13 protein-coding genes are annotated in these 18,460 nt (G+C 37.5%); 10 read left to right on the plus strand and 3 right to left on the minus strand.

The features are described 5' to 3' along the window. Positions 1-205: 205 nt before the first annotated feature. The gene (locus BKP57_RS12895) at positions 206-1,738 is read right to left on the minus strand and encodes a nitrate/nitrite transporter (protein ID WP_072741643.1); all 1,533 of its coding nucleotides are present in this window, start codon (positions 1,736-1,738) and stop codon (positions 206-208) included. Positions 1,739-1,874: 136 nt separating this feature from the next. Between BKP57_RS12895 and BKP57_RS12900 the strand changes: the two genes are divergently transcribed. From BKP57_RS12900 to moaA, 5 genes are all read left to right on the plus strand, one after another. Then, positions 1,875-5,558, plus strand: a complete 3,684-nt coding sequence (locus BKP57_RS12900) for a nitrate reductase subunit alpha (RefSeq protein ID WP_072741644.1) — start codon at positions 1,875-1,877, stop codon at positions 5,556-5,558. Beyond that, positions 5,548-7,020, plus strand: a complete 1,473-nt coding sequence (gene narH / locus BKP57_RS12905; RefSeq protein WP_050349826.1) for a nitrate reductase subunit beta — start codon at positions 5,548-5,550, stop codon at positions 7,018-7,020. The genes BKP57_RS12900 and narH overlap by 11 nt, the downstream gene beginning before the upstream one ends. A 120-nt stretch (positions 7,021-7,140) precedes the next feature. Then, the gene (gene narJ / locus BKP57_RS12910) at positions 7,141-7,701 is read left to right on the plus strand and encodes a nitrate reductase molybdenum cofactor assembly chaperone (RefSeq protein WP_050349827.1); all 561 of its coding nucleotides are present in this window, start codon (positions 7,141-7,143) and stop codon (positions 7,699-7,701) included. A gap of 12 nt (positions 7,702-7,713) precedes the next feature. Next, a complete protein-coding gene (gene narI / locus BKP57_RS12915; protein ID WP_072742431.1) occupies positions 7,714-8,403 on the plus strand; it encodes a respiratory nitrate reductase subunit gamma in 690 nt (229 codons plus the stop codon). A 463-nt stretch (positions 8,404-8,866) separates the two neighbouring features. After that, complete coding sequence (moaA, locus tag BKP57_RS12920) at positions 8,867-9,877, plus strand: GTP 3',8-cyclase MoaA (RefSeq protein ID WP_072741645.1); 1,011 nt, start codon at positions 8,867-8,869, stop codon at positions 9,875-9,877. A 261-nt stretch (positions 9,878-10,138) separates the two neighbouring features. Here moaA and BKP57_RS12925 read toward each other — a convergent pair whose 3' ends face one another. Together BKP57_RS12925 and BKP57_RS12930 are read right to left on the minus strand one after the other, a co-directional pair. Then, complete coding sequence (locus BKP57_RS12925; RefSeq protein WP_072741646.1) at positions 10,139-10,861, minus strand: Crp/Fnr family transcriptional regulator; 723 nt, start codon at positions 10,859-10,861, stop codon at positions 10,139-10,141. Between the two features lie 249 nt (positions 10,862-11,110). Further along, positions 11,111-11,677, minus strand: coding sequence for a spore coat protein (locus tag BKP57_RS12930; protein ID WP_050349830.1), 567 nt, complete (start codon positions 11,675-11,677; stop codon positions 11,111-11,113). A 587-nt stretch (positions 11,678-12,264) separates the two neighbouring features. Between BKP57_RS12930 and BKP57_RS12935 the strand changes: the two genes are divergently transcribed. From BKP57_RS12935 to BKP57_RS12955, 5 genes are all read left to right on the plus strand, one after another. Further along, the gene (locus BKP57_RS12935; RefSeq protein WP_050349831.1) at positions 12,265-13,038 is read left to right on the plus strand and encodes a DUF2935 domain-containing protein; all 774 of its coding nucleotides are present in this window, start codon (positions 12,265-12,267) and stop codon (positions 13,036-13,038) included. A gap of 586 nt (positions 13,039-13,624) precedes the next feature. Beyond that, complete coding sequence (locus BKP57_RS12940) at positions 13,625-14,386, plus strand: MerR family transcriptional regulator (protein WP_050349832.1); 762 nt, start codon at positions 13,625-13,627, stop codon at positions 14,384-14,386. Between the two features lie 102 nt (positions 14,387-14,488). Continuing rightward, a complete protein-coding gene (locus BKP57_RS12945) occupies positions 14,489-14,923 on the plus strand; it encodes an N-acetyltransferase (RefSeq protein ID WP_072741647.1) in 435 nt (144 codons plus the stop codon). A gap of 393 nt (positions 14,924-15,316) precedes the next feature. Beyond that, the gene (locus tag BKP57_RS12950) at positions 15,317-16,036 is read left to right on the plus strand and encodes an ABC transporter ATP-binding protein (protein WP_050349834.1); all 720 of its coding nucleotides are present in this window, start codon (positions 15,317-15,319) and stop codon (positions 16,034-16,036) included. Beyond that, entirely contained in the window at positions 16,005-18,458 is a 2,454-nt protein-coding gene (locus BKP57_RS12955) for an ABC transporter permease (RefSeq protein ID WP_072741648.1), read from the plus strand. The genes BKP57_RS12950 and BKP57_RS12955 overlap by 32 nt, the downstream gene beginning before the upstream one ends. Positions 18,459-18,460: the final 2 nt, after the last annotated feature.

The raw sequence follows: 18,460 nt of genomic DNA on the forward strand, positions 1-18,460 counted from the left end.
GTATCTATTATTCCATACCCTTCATTAATGGAAGCAAAAACAAATTCGTATATATTTGGTCCCGTATTTCATTTTATTTACGATAGTATGAAAATGGGTTAGCTCAAAAAGCCAAAAGTTTACGTAAAAACAAAGAAATGCATACAAAAGAAGGCTCCTACAAGTCTTATAAATAGACATAGGAACGCCCTCTTAATTATTTTCATTATGAAGAAACATTTTTATCGCTGATTATTGGTCGGTTATACATAGATAAATCATTAAACATGCCAACGTAGTATTTTATTTGTCCAGCATTATTTTTAATGGTGCTTATATGTAACCATTCTTTATACACTTCACTATTTTTCCGCTTGTTCCATATTTCTCCTTGCCAATAACCATGTTTATTTATATCTTGCCACATTAGTTCATAAAAAGACTTATCCTGTTTTCCAGAATGCAAAAGGCTAGGTCTCTTCCCGATTGCTTCTTCTTTACTGTACCCTGTCATCTTTGTAAAGGCAGGGTTAACATATTGAATCTCCCCATGGATGTTCGTTATCATAATCCCTTCTGAGGTTCCTTCGAATACTTTTCTTTCTAGATCTCTTTGTTCTTGGTAATACATGAATATAACAATTACTAGGCTTATGAAAGCAAATTGGGAAAGTGCCATAAATCCGATGGCATAATGCCCCGTTATATTATGAACGGTGGTTAATATAATTGGGGGAAAGAACCCACCTAATCCTCCCATTGCTGCCACGATACCATTAACAATCCCAGCTTGTTTTGAGAAGTATAATGGAACCAGCTTGAATACGGTTCCGTTGCCGATTCCAACACTTATGGCAACGGAAAGAGAGCCAAACGTATACCAATGAATATTTGGTGAAAATGATAATAGAATACCAGAAATGGCTACACCAACAAATACAGCCATGAGTATATAATAGGCATTAAATTTATCTGCTAGCCATCCACCTACTGGTCTAAGAAATGTTGCAACTGCAATAAAGACGGCGGTTCGCACACCTGCATCAATAGATGTCAATGCAAAATTTGTAACTAAAAAGTTAGGTAAAAATACAGTTAATGCAACAAATGCGCCAAACGTTATAAAATAAAATAGGCTTAGAAACCATAGGGTAGAATTCTTATATACCTTGGTTATTTGTTCAACCATTGATGTTTTAACCTTGGATTCTTTTTTATCGCCAAATGCAATATTGAAGATAAGAAACAAGAGTATAAGTACAAGGTAGAATTGAATCGTTCTTTGCCAGCCAAAGGAATGGGCAATAACCGGTGCTAAGAAAGTAGTAATAGCCGTACCAATATTCCCTACGCCGTATATTCCGTTGATTAATCCATGCTTTTCTTTTGGGTAATATTTTGGTAAAGAGGTTACCCCAATGGAAAAAGTAGCTCCGCCCACACCAATTATAAATCCTCCGATAATTAAATCTATAAACGAATTAGCAAGACTTATATAGAAGACCGGGAGCAGTAGCGCACAGAAACAAATAATATGGATAATCCTTGCGCCATATCGATTGGTAAAGAACCCAATAGGAACACGTAGGACGGAACCTAAAATAACCGGGATAGCCGTAACTAACGAGACTTGTCCAGCAGTTAATGGAATATCTTCTTTCATACTGGGCATCAAGGAAGAGATTAATACCCATACCATAAAGCCGATAATTAGACTGGAAGTTTGCAAGGAAAGCTGAAGACCTGATTTTTTTAACATAACCGTTCCTTCCTCTCTCGTTTAAATTATATTTATCATATAAATTTTTTTATTCCGAGGGTGTGATGTATATCACATCTTTTCATAAGAAGTGGTGATTAAATGAGTTTAAAGAGATTCATTGGAGGGATAGCCCATGAAGAGGAAACGCTCACCGCTTTGGCGACGACTTAACTATTTGAAACCAAAAGAAACGTATGCAAATAATCATAGCCAGCTACAAGAAGGAAATAGAGATTGGGAACGAGTGTACCGAAATAGGTGGCAACATGACAAGGTTATTCGTTCTACACACGGTGTGAACTGTACGGGTTCATGCAGTTGGAATATTTACGTGAAAGATGGAATCGTTACGTGGGAAGGGCAGCATTTGGACTACCCTACAACTGGACCAGATATGCCAGAATTTGAACCACGTGGTTGTCCGAGGGGAGCTAGCTTTTCTTGGTATCTTTACAGTCCTCTCCGAGTGAAATATCCGTATGTTCGGAAAAAATTATTACAATTATGGAGAGAAGCATTAAAAGAATACAACCATCCTTTAGAAGCTTGGCGAAGTATTGTAGAAAATAAAGATAAAGCAGCTAAGTATAAAACTGCTAGAGGAAAAGGTGGCTTAGTTCGTGCTGATTGGGAAGAAGTAACAAAGCTAGTTGCCGCTTCGGTTCTTTATACGGTAATCAAATATGGTCCAGACCGTAATGTTGGCTTTTCACCGATTCCGGCAATGTCGATGATTAGTCATGCTGCTGGAAGTAGGTTCATGTCATTAATAGGTGGTCCAATGTTAAGCTTTTATGATTGGTATGCAGATCTTCCTCCAGCATCACCGCAAATTTGGGGAGACCAAACGGATGTACCAGAAAGCTCCGATTGGTTTAATGCAGGCTATATCATAACATGGGGATCCAATGTACCATTGACGCGTACCCCGGATGCTCACTTTTTAGCAGAAGCGCGTTACAAAGGGACTAAGGTCGTTTCTGTTAGCCCCGACTATGCGGAGTCGACGAAGTTTTCGGATGATTGGTTGTCCGTGAGGCAGGGAAGTGATGGAGCTGTTGCCATGGCAATGGGACATGTTATTTTAAATGAGTTTTACGATAAGGAAATGACTCCATATTTTGAGACATATGCCAAAACATACACGGATTTTCCATTTATAGTTCGTTTGAAAAAAGGTAAACAGCATTTTCTGGCGGATCGTTTCTTGCATGCGAAAGATTTAAAAAAAGCATGTAGACATAGCGAATGGAAGCCAGCTATGTATAACCAACGAACCAGTGACTTTGCTATTCCACAAGGAACGATGGGATCTCGCTGGAGTGATGAAGGAAAATGGAATCTCTTACTGGTAGACGAACTAACAGGAGAACCAATTGAACCCATCTTAAGCTTTTTAGGTTTAGAAGATAAAGTAGTAAATGTAGATATGCCTTACTTTGACAATACGACAAAAAAACTATTAAAACGGGCAGTTCCCGTGAAGGAATTGGAGCTAGATGGGAAGCGGGAATATGTTACAACGGTCTACGATTTAATGCTGGCAAATTATGGGGTGGACCGAGGCATCGGTGGTGAGGTTGCTAGCACGTATGATGCGATTGCACCCTTCTCGCCAGCTTGGCAAGAGGAAATCAGTGGCGTAGATCGGAAATTAGTTATAAAAATAGCTCGAGAGTTTGCCCGGAATGCTATTGACACAAACGGTCGATCAATGATTATTATGGGAGCAGGCATTAACCATTGGTTCAACTCTGACACCATTTATCGCGCAATTGTCAATCTTGTGTTAATGGTCGGCGCCCAAGGAGTGAATGGAGGAGGATGGGCTCACTATGTAGGACAGGAAAAATTACGCCCTGTAGAAGGCTGGACGCAAATAGCTACAGCCAAAGATTGGGGCGGGACTCCAAAGTTGCAAAATGGAACTTCTTTTTTCTATTTCGCTACAAACCAATGGCGATTTGAAGAGACACCAGTGAGTGATCTCGTTGCAGCACATGTAGATAAAGCAAGATATGATCACCACGGTGATTACAATGTATTAGCTGCTAGGCTCGGTTGGTTGCCGTCTTATCCTACATTTAATCAAAATGGGATTGAATTGTATAAACAAGCAATAGCCAAAGGAAATAGTACGACTGAGCAAATTGGTCAATATGTCGCAGAACAATTAAAGCAACAAAAGCTGCAATTTGCCATAGAAGATCCAGATAATCCTGTCAATTTTCCGAGAAATTTATTTGTCTGGCGAGCTAATTTGATTTCCAGTTCAGGTAAAGGACACGAATATTTTCTGAAATACTTATTAGGAACGTCACATGGGTTGTTAAATACGGATGAAGATACGATACGCCCAGAAGAAATAAAATGGCGGGATAAGGCAGCTGAAGGAAAATTAGACCTGTTAATCAATTTGGACTTTCGGATGGCTGGCACAGCACTATACTCAGATGTGATTTTACCGGCGGCCACATGGTACGAAAAGCATGACCTATCGAGTACGGACATGCATCCGTTTGTACATCCATTTAATCCAGCGATTGCTTCACCATGGGAAGCAAAGTCGGATTGGGATATATTTAAGGCATTAGCAAAAGCAGTTTCTGACTTAGCAAAATCTATCGATATGGATTCGATAAAAGAGGTAGTCGCTACTCCATTAAACCATGATACACCTCAAGAAATGGCACAAACATTTGGGGAAATTAAGGATTGGTCCAAAGGAGAATGCGAACCGATTCCAGGCAAAACGATGCCACAAATTCACGTGGTTGAACGAGATTATAAAACAATTTATGAAAAAATGACCGCCCTTGGTCCAAATATGGTAAAGAGTCCATATGGCAGTAAAGGTATCCAATGGAAAATGGATAAGGAATATGAGCAAGTGAAGCGCAATATCGGCACTGTTAAAAATGGGAGCATAGCTGATGGTTGTCCTAACCTCGAAAATGCTAAAGATGCATGTGAAGCGATTCTCATGCTTTCCTCTACAACCAACGGAGAGATAGCAGTGAAGGCGTGGGAAGCATTGGAATCAAAAACAAATCTGCAGCTTAAGGATTTAGCCACTGATCGTAAAGAGGAGTTATTCACCTTTGAGCAAATAACCGCACAACCAAAAACGGTTATTACATCGCCGGCATTCAGTGGCTCGGAAAAAGGAGGACGGAGATATTCACCGTTTACAACAAATATTGAAAGAATGATCCCCTTCCGCACCATTACGGGAAGACAATCTTATTTCTTAGATCATGAAATGATAAAAGAATTTGGGGAACAGTTTGCTGTATATAAACCCATTTTAAACCATCGACCGTTTCGAAAAGAACGCCCAGAAATGGAAGGAAAGGAAATTACGCTCAATTATTTGACTCCTCATAACAAATGGTCCATTCACAGCATGTACTTTGATGCTCAGCCTATGTTAACGCTCTTTAGAGGGGGGCCAACAATTTGGTTAAACAAAGATGATGCAAAGGAAGTAGATGTAGAGGATAACGATTGGATCGAATGCTTCAACCGAAATGGCGTTGTTGTGGCACGGGCGGTTGTATCCCATCGGATCCCGAGGACGATGGCCTTTATGCATCATGCCCAGGACAGACATATTCATACGCCAGGAACAAAATTAACAAAAAATCGTGGCGGTACGCATAATAGTCCAACACGTATTCATGTGAAACCAACACATATGATTGGTGGCTATGCGCAACTTAGCTACGGCTTTAATTACTATGGTCCTACTGGGAATCAGAGAGACTTAAATGTGGTTATTCGAAAGTTGAAGGAGGTAGATTGGCTTGAAAATTAAAGCACAGGTAGGAATGGTCATGAACCTTGATAAGTGCATTGGTTGCCATACTTGCAGTGTTACATGTAAAACTACTTGGACGAACCGCGCCGGAGCGGAATATATGTACTTTAATAATGTAGAAACAAAGCCGGGAATTGGTTATCCAAAACAGTGGGAAGATCAGGATAAATATAAGGGAGGTTGGGAATTAAGAGATGGTAAACTAACGCTTAAATCTGGGTCAAAAGCAAAACGACTTATCGACCTCTTTTACAATCCTTACCAGCCAGAAATCGATGATTATTATGAACCGTGGGATTATGATTATGAGACATTAACGAATTCCAAAGAGAAAAAGCACCAGCCAGTTGCCAGGGCAAAGTCAGCGATAACGGGTGAGTTCATGGATTTGGAATGGGGACCGAATTGGGAGGATGATCTTGCAGGTGCTCATATAACAGGACTTAGGGATCCGAATATCCTGCAAATGGAAGAAACGATTAAAACAGAGTTTGAAGATGTATTTATGATGTATTTACCACGGATATGTGAACATTGTATCAATGCTCCCTGTGTTTCTGCTTGTCCATCAGGAGCTATGTACAAGCGAGATGAAGATGGTATTGTACTTGTTGATCAAAATGCATGTCGCGCCTGGAGACACTGTGTCACTTCTTGTCCGTATAAAAAAGTGTATTTCAATTGGAAAACAAACAAAGCAGAAAAGTGTACCATGTGTTATCCAAGAATAGAAAATGGCAAACCTACTATATGCTCGGAAACATGTGTCGGCAGAATTCGCTATCTTGGCATTATGCTTTATGATGCGGATAAAGTACTAGATGCAGCGTCCGTAGAAGATGAAAAAGACTTATACAATGCTCAATTAAATATTTTTCTAGATCCGAACGATCCTGCAGTGATTGCAGAAGCAAAAAAAGAAGGAATTCCAATGGATTGGATAGAGGCAGCGCAAAAATCACCACTATATAAAATGGTTATAGATTGGAAGATTGCGTTACCTTTGCACCCTGAATACCGCACGATGCCAATGGTTTGGTATATCCCCCCACTAAGTCCAATTATGAACATGATTGAAGGGAAGGGGAGTAAGGCAAATACAGAAGACATTTTTCCCGCCATTGACCAAATGCGTATTCCTATTGAATACTTGGCAAATTTATTAACTGCTGGTGATACAGAGCAGATACGCAAGGCTTTAAAAAAGATGGCCGTCATGCGAAGCTATATGCGCTCGGAAACGACCGGTAACGTATTCCATCTCGATAGAATCACAGAACTTGGATTGAAAGAGGCAGATATAAAAGAAATGTATCGCTTGCTGGCAATTGCTAAATATCATGATCGCTTTGTTATTCCTATGAGCCATAAAGAAGAAGTTGCTAACTTATACGAAGAGCAGGGGATTTGCGGGCTTGATTTTGCAGGGGGACCTGGGAACTGTGGTGTCTTCTCATAATGGGAAGATTACGAATGATTTTACTGGAATTTCGACGTTAGTAGCAAGGCGGAGTGAGTCGTGCCCTATTCAACAATTTCATTTTTAAAATAAATCTTATCGAAAAGGGGGCTGTTTTTAATGAATCCAGTAGCAATGTACCAAATGATCGCTTTTCTTTTGAAGTACCCTAACGAAGAGTTAATGAAGGAATTGCCATATTTAAAACAGGAAATAGAACATTTAAACGACCCATTGATCAAAAATAAACTGCATAAATTCATTGAAATTGTGTCGGATACGCATTTAACCGATTGGGTAGATCATTACGTTGAAACCTTTGACTTTGGGAAAGTGACCAACTTATACGTTACCTATTTGAAATTAGGAGAGCATCGAAAAAGAGGCATGGAATTATTACAGTTAAAAAATTTCTATGAGCAGGCTGGATTTTTTGTAACGGATAAGGAACTTCCTGATTATTTACCGCTAATGCTTGAATTTTGTGCTCAAGTTTCTATGGAAAAAAGTAATGAGTTGCTGCAGCTTCATAGCAAGTCGATTTGGATGATACGTGAAAAACTTTCAGAAGCTGGTAGTTATTATGACTTATTATTTGACGCACTATTTCTACAAATGGAAGCAAATGGATTAGAAATTGAACCGTACAACCAAGAAATAGTTAACGCAGAAGTGAGGTAGAATGGCATGAAAATAATCGATTTATTACTGTGGGGAGTATTTCCATATATTGTATTGACGATATTTATTGGTGGTCATATTTATCGGTATCAAAAAGACCAGTTTGGCTGGACAACAAAATCAAGTGAGTTTTTAGAGAAGAAATTATTACGTGTTGGATCTGTATTATTTCATTTTGGTATTTTTGCTGTTCTTGGTGGTCATGTTCTTGGTCTTATTATTCCAGTTGAATTCTATCAATCATTAGGTATTACAGAGCATACCTATCATGTTATTGCTATTGTATGCGGCTTGCCAGCAGGGCTTGCTGCTTTCACAGGGGCTACGATCTTATTGTATCGCCGAATAAGTGTAAAGCGAATTAAAGTAACGACTTCGCCAAGTGACTGGGTAGCCTTGATTTTTGTGTTAATGGCAATCATAACTGGACTTTTAGCAACTAGTTTCAATGTTGATGCTCATGGATTTGACTATCGTACGACCATCGCTCCTTGGATTAGGGGAATACTAGTCTTTCATGTACAACCGGAACTAATGGCTAGCGTTCCAATTTGGTTTAAGATTCATATTTATACGACGTTTGGTTTATATACAGTATGGCCTTTTACAAGACTTGTTCATGCATTTAGTTTTCCTATCCGTTATTTACGTAGAAGTTATATTATTTATAGAGAAAGGGTAGCTTTAAAAAAAATTGATTAGAAAGAAAAAGTTTATGGTTGAGGGCCGTCAAAAGAACCAGTTACATTTGTTACATTTAGTACGGTGACTTTATCCATTGGCTTTTTTGGTAGCTCTTTTCTGTTAGCAATGCACGTGGTACATGGAGTTCTTGACGCAGATTTGAACACGTTCTTGATGTGAATTTGTTTATCTACAGAAAAGGAAGTATATGGGTGCCGCGTTTTATAATTTTTTAGAGATAACAGCTTTATTTTATCCCGTATATAAGGTGCTGTAAGACTCCCGCTTCAGGAGATTTGGTTAAATCTGTACTGCAACAAGTCTAAGTGGAAGGTAATAGTACCTAACTAGATGCCCTATTTTGTAAGCGTCCTTTAAGTCATACCCGTGGGCTACTAACAAGCCGTGGGGATGAACGAAAACCATATCTGTCCAAAGATTCACTTTATTATCATGATTACTAGTGTTAGGAGGAGAGCATATGTCACCTTTATTAGATAAATTAGGACGCCCTTTACAAGATCTACGGATTTCTGTCACAGATCGGTGCAATTTTAGGTGCAGATATTGTATGCCAAAAGAGGTATTTGGTAAGGACTTTACGTTTATGCCTAGAAACAAACTTCTTTCCTTTGAGGAGATAGAACGAATTACTAAAATCTTTGTAAAACTTGGAGTGAAAAAAATTCGCCTAACTGGTGGGGAACCGCTATTACGTAAAGATTTACCGATGTTAATAGAGAGATTAGCCAATATTTCCGGATTGGATGATATTGCCTTGACAACCAATGCCTCTTTACTAGAGCGTATGGCTGCTAAATTAAAGCAGGCAGGGTTAAAAAGGGTAAATGTAAGTTTAGATGCACTCGATATTAAAACATTTCAATCCATTAGTGACACCGCTCATAAAAATGAAACTGTTCTTCGAGGGATTGACAAGGCAATGCAAGTTGGCTTAGGTGTAAAGGTCAATATGGTTGTCAAAAAAGGGATGAATGATGACCAAATAGTTCCAATGGCAAGCTATTTCAAAAAACGTGGAATAACGTTACGCTTTATCGAGTTTATGGATGTTGGACAATCGAACGGATGGGATTATAGTAAAGTCATTTCAAAAAAAGAATTACTTGCTACACTTTCAAAGCATTTTGAACTAGAATCGGTTGATGCAAATGATATAGGTCAGGTTGCTAAACGATATCGTTATCGTGGAACAAAAACAGAAGTTGGTTTTATCACTTCCGTATCTGAACCATTCTGTTCTACATGTACGAGAATGCGAATTGCAGCTGATGGCAAGTTATATAAATGCCTTTTTGCGACAGAAGGCTTTGATTTACGAAGTTTGTTGCGTTCAGGTTTGAATGATGAAACAATTCAATCAGCTATTGTCTCGACCTGGAGAGAAAGGGTTGATCGTTATTCAGATGAACGAACAGAGGAATCTGCAAAAAACAGGAAGAAAATAGCAATGTCTTATATAGGTGGTTAGTTATTACGAGCAGTAGGAATATAGGGATGACGGTCATTTTAAGAGAAAAGCTATTCAAACTCATAGATTAAAAAGGATAGAATAAAATTAGCAAAAAGTTGGATCGCTCGCTTGTTACTATGTGTAAAGTTATGATGACTATGGCATTAAAACAAATTTACCTTTTTTTCTAAAGAAAGTAATTCACTTATTTAAGCTAATGCAAAGATTGATTCAGTTATCTCCTGTTTCTTTAATTCCAGTAGCTGGATGATAGAAAGTTCAGTTAATATTACAAAGTTCAATTGGACAGTATTCACAACCAATTTCATCCCGAAGAAACTTTATATTTTTGATTAAAATTTCACCATTTTCTTCCATCGAAATAACACCCATTTTTTTAAGTTCACTTAGCATTCGATTAATACTTTCTCTTCTGGCTGCACAAAATTGGGCTAATTCTCTGTTCGTAAAGACCATATCTATGAGAATGCCGTTTTTATGAACCACTCCATAACTGTTTGATAAACGGATAAGCGTGGAATAAAGCGCACCTTTTTTGCCATTTAACAGTAAATCGCGAATCTTTGTTTGGAATTTGCGCATATGGTCGGCGCTCCACTTCATGAATTCCAACGTTAGAGCAGGGTTGGAGAGAAGTTCTCTTTCCAATTTATCTTTATTTAACATAACTACTTCACCGGATTCAATAACTTTGGCGCTGAGAAAATAGGTAGCATGTTGACTAAATAAAGTCAGCTCGCCGACAATGTCACCGCGATTGCATATTCTCAACGTTAGCTCTTTGCCATCTGAGGTAAGTTTATCAATTTGAATTTGTCCTGATTTAATAAGGTAAATCTCATGAGCATCTTCTCCCTCATGAAATAAGTGATGACCCTGATGCATTGGTTTTACTGTACCTATTTCATTTAACATGATGTGCAATTCTTTTGGGATCATTGCTTTTTCATATGGTAGCTTTTTCAGTAAATTGGTTTCCATGTCGATCTCCTCTCTAAAAAATATCTACTCTCCTCTATTTTAACATGAGAAATCATTTTTGATGATTGAATTATAAACGTTTACACATTATTGTCACGTACTTTCAATAAGTTTCATAGTAAAAACTCCAAATGCTGATAGTATGCATATCAAAAAAGGTTAGATCTTCAGATTTATGGATTCTAATCTTAAAAAGAGAAGCAAAATAGCTAATCATAATGAATGTAGCTATTTTGCTTTTAGTATTCATTATTGTTGTGTTAATTGTTCCACAGGTTGATAAATAGATCCAATCGTATTTATGGCATTTTGTGGTGCTGCCATTAATGGGTAGTAACCTTTTTTTGTCATATACTGCCATATTTCATATGCGTGGTGGTTACTATTTAAAAACGCGTTTTCTAAAAAGGTTCTTAGATCAGGGTTGGCGCACTCTACTGATGCAATGCTATAGTTTTTTGCAGAGCTTTTCTGATTTAATAAATAAGCTGTTGCAATTTCCCGATCATTGTGTTGTTGCACATCTGTTCTCGGAGTAACAGATGGAAATTCGTTAACTGGCGCTTGGGTATAAGAGTCTAATACAGGCTTTAAATCAGCTGGTTTGAATTTCGAAATATCTGGTGTCGTTTGACTTTGGACAAATTCTACTTTTAAATTGTAGTCTTTAACATGTAGTGGAAAATGATTTTGTAATAATTCTTTTAATTCTGGGTCTTGCGCTTGATTAATATAACTAGCCATACATGTGACCGTATTATAACACCCTGCAATAAGTTCACTTAGTTCATGTAATTCATGAGCAGCTAAATTCATTTTAGAATCACCCTTTTTATCAAATTTACTATATAGGATTGGTAAAAAAATTGAAGTTATGCAAACTTTATCGTTTTTATAATTTGTATACCAATACTTAACCCGTATATAAGGTGCTATAAGACTTCCACTTCAGCAGTTGAATTATTTGATGCATCAAGTCTAAGTGGGAGATGGCGACATCAAAATTTTCGATACGATCGCATCAAGTAGGACATGGACTAAGGAGGCCGTCATATGCAGAAAAGGTGTTTGTTCTTTTTCAGGACAAGGAAAGCTGCGTTAGCAACGTATCGCATGTTAAAAAAGTTCTTCTTTTCCAATCACAAGAAAAACTTCGGAAGCGTTACTTCACAAGCGGAAAAAGTTTTTAAGGAGGCTTAAGGCTTTAGCCGTTGTTCTACTTTTGTCAGCAGGAAATGGAGAAAAAGCTCTACGAAACGAAGTTTCACTTTATGCCATATTTTATACCAGTGACGTAATATGGCTCGCAAATGGTGTATAGATGTTAATTTGCTAACGATGAAAAAAACTAATAATATCGTTCACTACTGAATACAATGAAGTAAGTGAAAGGAGATGATTAGTTGGCAAATTACTTAAAAAGCGCTATGTTTGAGCATGAATTTTGGCTACAGGTTTTGGAAGATCACGCAAGGTTCATACATGATTCTCTCTATCCATCGGAGAAAAAGGATATTGAAAAGGCTACTTACTTTATTCAACATTTCAACCAACTTCTAATTAAAGCAAAATCTTTAAATGAAACAAATGCAATCGCTTTTGCAAATAATGTAGAGAATATGGTTGAACAATTAAGAGCATTCAAGCTTTCCATTATTAAGCGCCAATTATTTGGGGATATTGGCATCCACCTTACCCCTACTTTTTTGAACCATATGGTAAATGAATTGGAAGAATACCAGCTTGTGTTAAGTTATCTCAAAGAAGGGAAGGTTCCTCCAATTTTTCACGAACTGCATCATCATTTAATCTGGCTTTTAGATGCTTCTGGTCATGCAGGTGCTATAGATTCTCGGATGGATGGGGTTGAGAAAAGGCTAAAAGAAAAAAGCCAAGCATTTAACAAGCATTTCGATCAATTTTATTTAAAAGCTGTCGAATTAACGGGTTACTTACGAGCAAATGTACAAACCTTCCCTGCATTAAATAGATTTACAGATGACGTCGAACTGGAGATGGAGTTATTTAAGACGTTCTTGAATGAATTAGAGGAAATGGAATTGAGTGCAGAAGTATTAGGAACGTTTACAGCTTCCATGGCTGATCATATGGCTAGGGAAGAGCGTTATTACTTAATGAAATTGGCTGAATCTAAGAAGTTGTTTTCCAATGATTAAGCCCACAAGTAGAAGTGCAGGCTTTTATATTGTTTCATTTGTAGAAGTTAGAGCATAAAGAATATAGAAGAATTATCTTGTGGCAGATATGGAGCTTTTATTTGAAATTATAAGATGCATAATTGTTTTGTCGACGTTTCATATATGAAAAAATTTGGCTACCTTTCGAATACATATACTATGAAACAAATTCTAATGGAAAATGCTTGGGATTAGCAAGTAGCCAAGTAATATATTAATAAGCACAATGAGTGTAGAACGTATGCGTTTTGCACTTTTTTTATCCCGTATATAAGGTGCTGTAAGCCTCCCGCTTTAGGAGTTGGATAATATGTACTGCAACAAGTCTAAGTGAGAGATAACAGTACCTAATCCCGATTTCATAAGTGTCCTTTAAGTCGTACCCTTGGGCTATTAACAAGTCGTGGAGATGAATAAAAACCCCCACTGATTGAATTTCACTTTATTTACAAGTACATCAAGCACATATAGAGGCTTCGCTTTTCTGCGGCATTAGTTTACACTTGCCTATGACGTTACGTTATAAGATAAACTGAGATAGAAAAGTGAAAGAGGGGGATTTTGAATGGGCAAAGAGTACTTCACAGTGAAACAGTTTGCGAACATGATTGGTACAACTGAGCGTACGTTACAATATTATGACCGAAAAGGGGTATTAAAGCCGACGAGTTATACAGAGCACGGCCATCGTCTGTATACGCATGCCGATATATTTAAAGCGCAAAAAATAGTTACCTTAAAATATTTAGGATTTTCACTAAAGGAAATTATAGAACATCTTAGTGAAAACGCTGGGAAAAACATGCAAGAAACCTTAGAGCAACAAAAAAAATTACTGGAAGAAAAGCGCGAACATCTTGATCATGTTATTCGCACAATTTCACGGGTAGAAAAAATTACAGAGAACAATGAAATAGGTAGCGATCTGTTATTAACGATTATTCACGCTACAACAACAGAAAGACATACAGAGGCATGGCTAGCCAAACACCTATCACCGACAGCAGTTGAACAGATATTCATGCGTCATTTATCAGAAGAAGATAGACTGGCCATAGAACGAGAGGCGATGACATATATTCAGCAGTTGCAACAATTTTATCATCAAGGATTTTTGCCACATCATGTTGAAGTTCAGAGAACGATTGAACAGCTAATGGAATACACCGTGAATATGTTGGGGGATGAATTACTAGAACAAATTGGTGAGTTGGAACTAGAGGGAGAAGCTCTATTTCACTTCAGCTTTATGTCCTTAGAATTGGAAAAATTTATTGGAGAAGCAATAGATATTTACATGGAAAAGGCGGAAGCATTGGAGCGATAATGATTAGATGTATAATGAAGTTATTACTTAACTCTTTACGACGGTTTGTACTGTCCTATACGAAACAGCAAATGAAAGAAATAGAAGAAAAGGTGATTTAGTATGAAAATAAGAAAATATCATCCAGATGAATTAGATAGGTTAGTAGAGATTTGGTATGAAGGTTCACTATATGCGCATGACTTTATCATGCAAAGCTATTGGGAGTCGCAACGAAAAGCGATGAAGGAAACGTACTTGCCAATGGCAGAAACGCATGTCATCATAGTGGAGGGAAAAATTGCAGGCTTTATTTCTATGGTCGATAATTACTTAGCAGCGTTATTCGTCAATGTGGATCATCAGGGCAAAGGATACGGAAAAAAACTGTTACAGTTTGTAAAAGAAAAACGAAAGCAAATTCAATTAAAAGTGTATCTGAAAAACGAGCAGGCAATTCATTTTTATCGTAAAAATGGTTTTAAGACCCAAGCCGAACAATTAGATGAACCGACAGGAGAAAAAGAATATGTCATGGAGTGGAATAGCGGTAATTAGCTAGCGTAATTGAAGTGTCATTTTTATCCATCATATAAGGTGCGGTAAGACTCCCACTTCGGAGTAGGTTCATCTGTACTGCCAACAAGCCTAAGTCGGAGATAACAGCACCTAAATGCCCTATTTTGTAAGAGATCTTGAGGTCATAGACTTAGGCTACTATCGATCAGTGGGGGATGAGTGAAAATCGTCCACTGACTGAAGATTACTTTATTATTCATAGAGAATGGAGTAGGAATTAAACCACCATTACAGTATATACTAGATATATATTGAAAAGGTGGTTTTTTGGTATTTTTACATTTAAATTATTAATTATACGCAAAAAAAGATTGATTATATATATACTTAGTATATAATTGTGGTAAACACAAAATGATGGGAGAGCCAAATGTGATTCGAGTCAATCATTTAACTAAAGAATATATTCAAGGGCAAGAAAAAATCCAAGTACTAAAAGGAGTAAATGTACAAATTAATGAAGGGGAATTTGTAGCCATTATGGGTCCTAGCGGGTCTGGAAAAAGTACATTACTGCAATTAATGGGAGGACTTGATTTACCGACGAGTGGTGATATACAAATTAATCAACAGCCCTTACATGAAATGAATGAAAAGAAAAGAACGATTTTCCGCAGGCGACACTTAGGGTTTGTATTTCAAAATTATCAGCTGCTACCAACATTAACAGTTGAAGAAAATATTGCTTTTCCTATTCATGCTGATGGGAAAATAAAGAAAAAGCACCAGCAATCAATAACTAATTTAATCTCAGAGGTTGGATTAAAAGGTTTCGAAAAAAAGCGTGCTAATTTACTTAGCGGTGGTCAGCAACAGCGTGTAGCTATTGCGAGGGCGCTTGTTAATCATCCTTCTGTATTATTAGCTGATGAGCCAACAGGAAATTTAGATAGGACGATAGCAGAGGATATTCTTCGCTTATTATTGACATTTAATCGTAAACATAACCAGACAATTGTCATGGTGACGCATGATATCTTTGCAGCAGGCTTTGCTGATCGAATCATTCTTTTTAGGGATGGTGTTATTGAGAAGGTCATTGCTAGAAAGGATGAAGATTATGCTAAATATATGGCGAATTTCATGGCGTAATATGACAACACATAAAAAACGATTTTTCTTTTCCTTAATAGCAATTATCTTTGGGATTTCCTTTTTAACAGCAATGTTAATCGCTGATCGAACGACCAATGATGTCTTTCGCTATTACGAAAAGATGTATGTAGCTAATGCTGATTATTGGATTTTAAGTGACGAACATACCTATTCTGAAGCTGAAATATCTAGTGTTATAACCAGTCCCGAAGTTACGAATTCTTTACTAGCACTGGATAAACAAGCGTTCTTTGAACTTAATGAAAACCGTACCTTACAGGAAAGATCTGTTCGTATTACCGGAGTAAGCGATCAAGCTAGTTCGTTGCTTAAACTTCCTGTTATAGAGGGGAGCTTGGATAATAAGGGATTTGTTATTCCAAAAGCTGTGGCGGAATTATTGGACAAAAAGGTTGGTGATACCATTGCTATTGAAGGATTAGGAACAGCAAAAGTATCAGCAATTGTAGAATACACCCAATTACTTGCAAGTCCTGACAATTGGGAAAATGCTAATTCAACAAGCTTTCGCATTATGGCTCCGTTGGATATGCTAAGAGAATGGACAGGAATGAATAATGAAATTTCTTATATGCGATTTCAAACAGAAGGGGATGGAAAAGAACTTTTTCAATCAGTGCAACAAACTCTTAAAGATACAAGTATGTATATTCAGCCAGTAGTTGCAGATGATTTACAAAGTAATGATATTGAAGGACTTTATGCATTCTTTTATTTAGTCGCTATTCTTTCTATCTGTATCAGCGGGTTTATTGTGTTTAATATTATTTATACAAGTGTTATGGAAAGAAAAAAAGAATTTGCAGTGATGAAAAGCCTCGGGTATTTACAAAGTTCTGTATCTAAGCTGGTACTTATTGAAATGACCTTACTAGCTTCAGTCGGAACGTTAATTGGAGTGCCTTTCGGTGTATGGCTTGGAGATATATTTATGGAGGCGCTGCTAAGTGTGTTTAAATTTGATATGGTTTACACGCTGCAATGGGAGCTGCCGGTCATTATATCTGGTCTGATTGGGTTACTATTTCCCGTTATTTTTGCATTATTTCCAATTTATGTTGCGGGAAAAACACCTGTTTTATTGGCTATAAAGGAAGCAAGCACCAATCAATCCGCATCGTATCGTTTTTTAATTAGGAATATCTTAGGTTTAGGGATGCTAGGTTTTCTTTTTATGGATGGTCCCCTTTCATATATCGCCATTTTAGTAGCATCGGTTCTGCTATTTCCTTGCTTTGTTATCGGTTTAAAATGGGTTTTAAAACCCGTATTAGAGTTCCTGTTTTATTTTCCCGGGAAGGTTGCTGCAAAAAATCTGATACAACAGTTGAATAGAAATGCAAATTCAGCTGCTATTCTTGCTATAGGCATAGCCATTATCTTATTGCTAGGTGCTGCAATTGAATCAGCTCCTAAAACGCTTGGAAAAGAAATTAGAGAGAAATATGGGGGAGATGTTCGAATCACGTCTGAAGCACCTTGGACGCAAGGCGATATAGCAAAGCTTCAATCCTACGAATTCGTTACAAAGGTTGAACCTTTAGCAGAGACAAAACCGATTACTTGGAAAACGACACAAGGAAACAGTAGGCAATTCTCTGTTTTTTCGGTTAACCGTAATGGTCCCTCTTTATTCGATGCTGAAAAAAATGTCTATTCGAAATTAGCACATAAGCCAACGGTTATTCTTGGAAGTAGGGCTTTTGAGGAATGGGGAGGAAATATAGGGCAAACGATAGAGATGAATACCCCTTCTGGAAAACAAAGGTATGAAGTGATTGACGTAGTAAATACCTCTCATTATTCAGGGTATGTCGCATTTATGGATAATAATCATTTCCAGGAAAATTTTGGCTGGTCTAGCGCTTTTGATATTCTGCTTACGGTTGATAAGCAAACTGAACAGTTACGTACAGAACTATATAATGATTTTGGAGATCATTTAGCAAAAGTACAAACTGTGGAGGAAGAAATTGAATCGGCAACTTCTGCTGTCAAAGGGATGAACGATCTTATTTTATTTATGTTGCTGCTTATCATTCTTTTAGCCAGCGTTGGTACTGCTAATACATTATTAATGAATACAATGGAGAGAAGAGTAGAAATTGGTACGATGAGGGCTATCGGCTTTACAAAGCAACAGGTACGTACGATGGTACTTCTGGAAGGGTTGCTAATAGGGTTAGCTGGAGTATTCGGCGGAATTATAATTGGTGCGCTACTCATATATGTAACCAGTAAATGGACGTTTATGGAAGGCTTTATGTCTTTTCAATTACCACTTGATAACGTTATACTAGCTATGATCGCTGGAGTTACCTTAAGTCTTTGTGCAGCTTGGGTTTCCAGTAGAAGTGTCATGAGACAAAACGTTGCATCATCACTTAAAGAAGGTTGATT

The organism is Virgibacillus sp. 6R, assembly GCF_001895305.1.
Classification (GTDB): domain Bacteria; phylum Bacillota; class Bacilli; order Bacillales; family Amphibacillaceae; genus Virgibacillus; species Virgibacillus pantothenticus.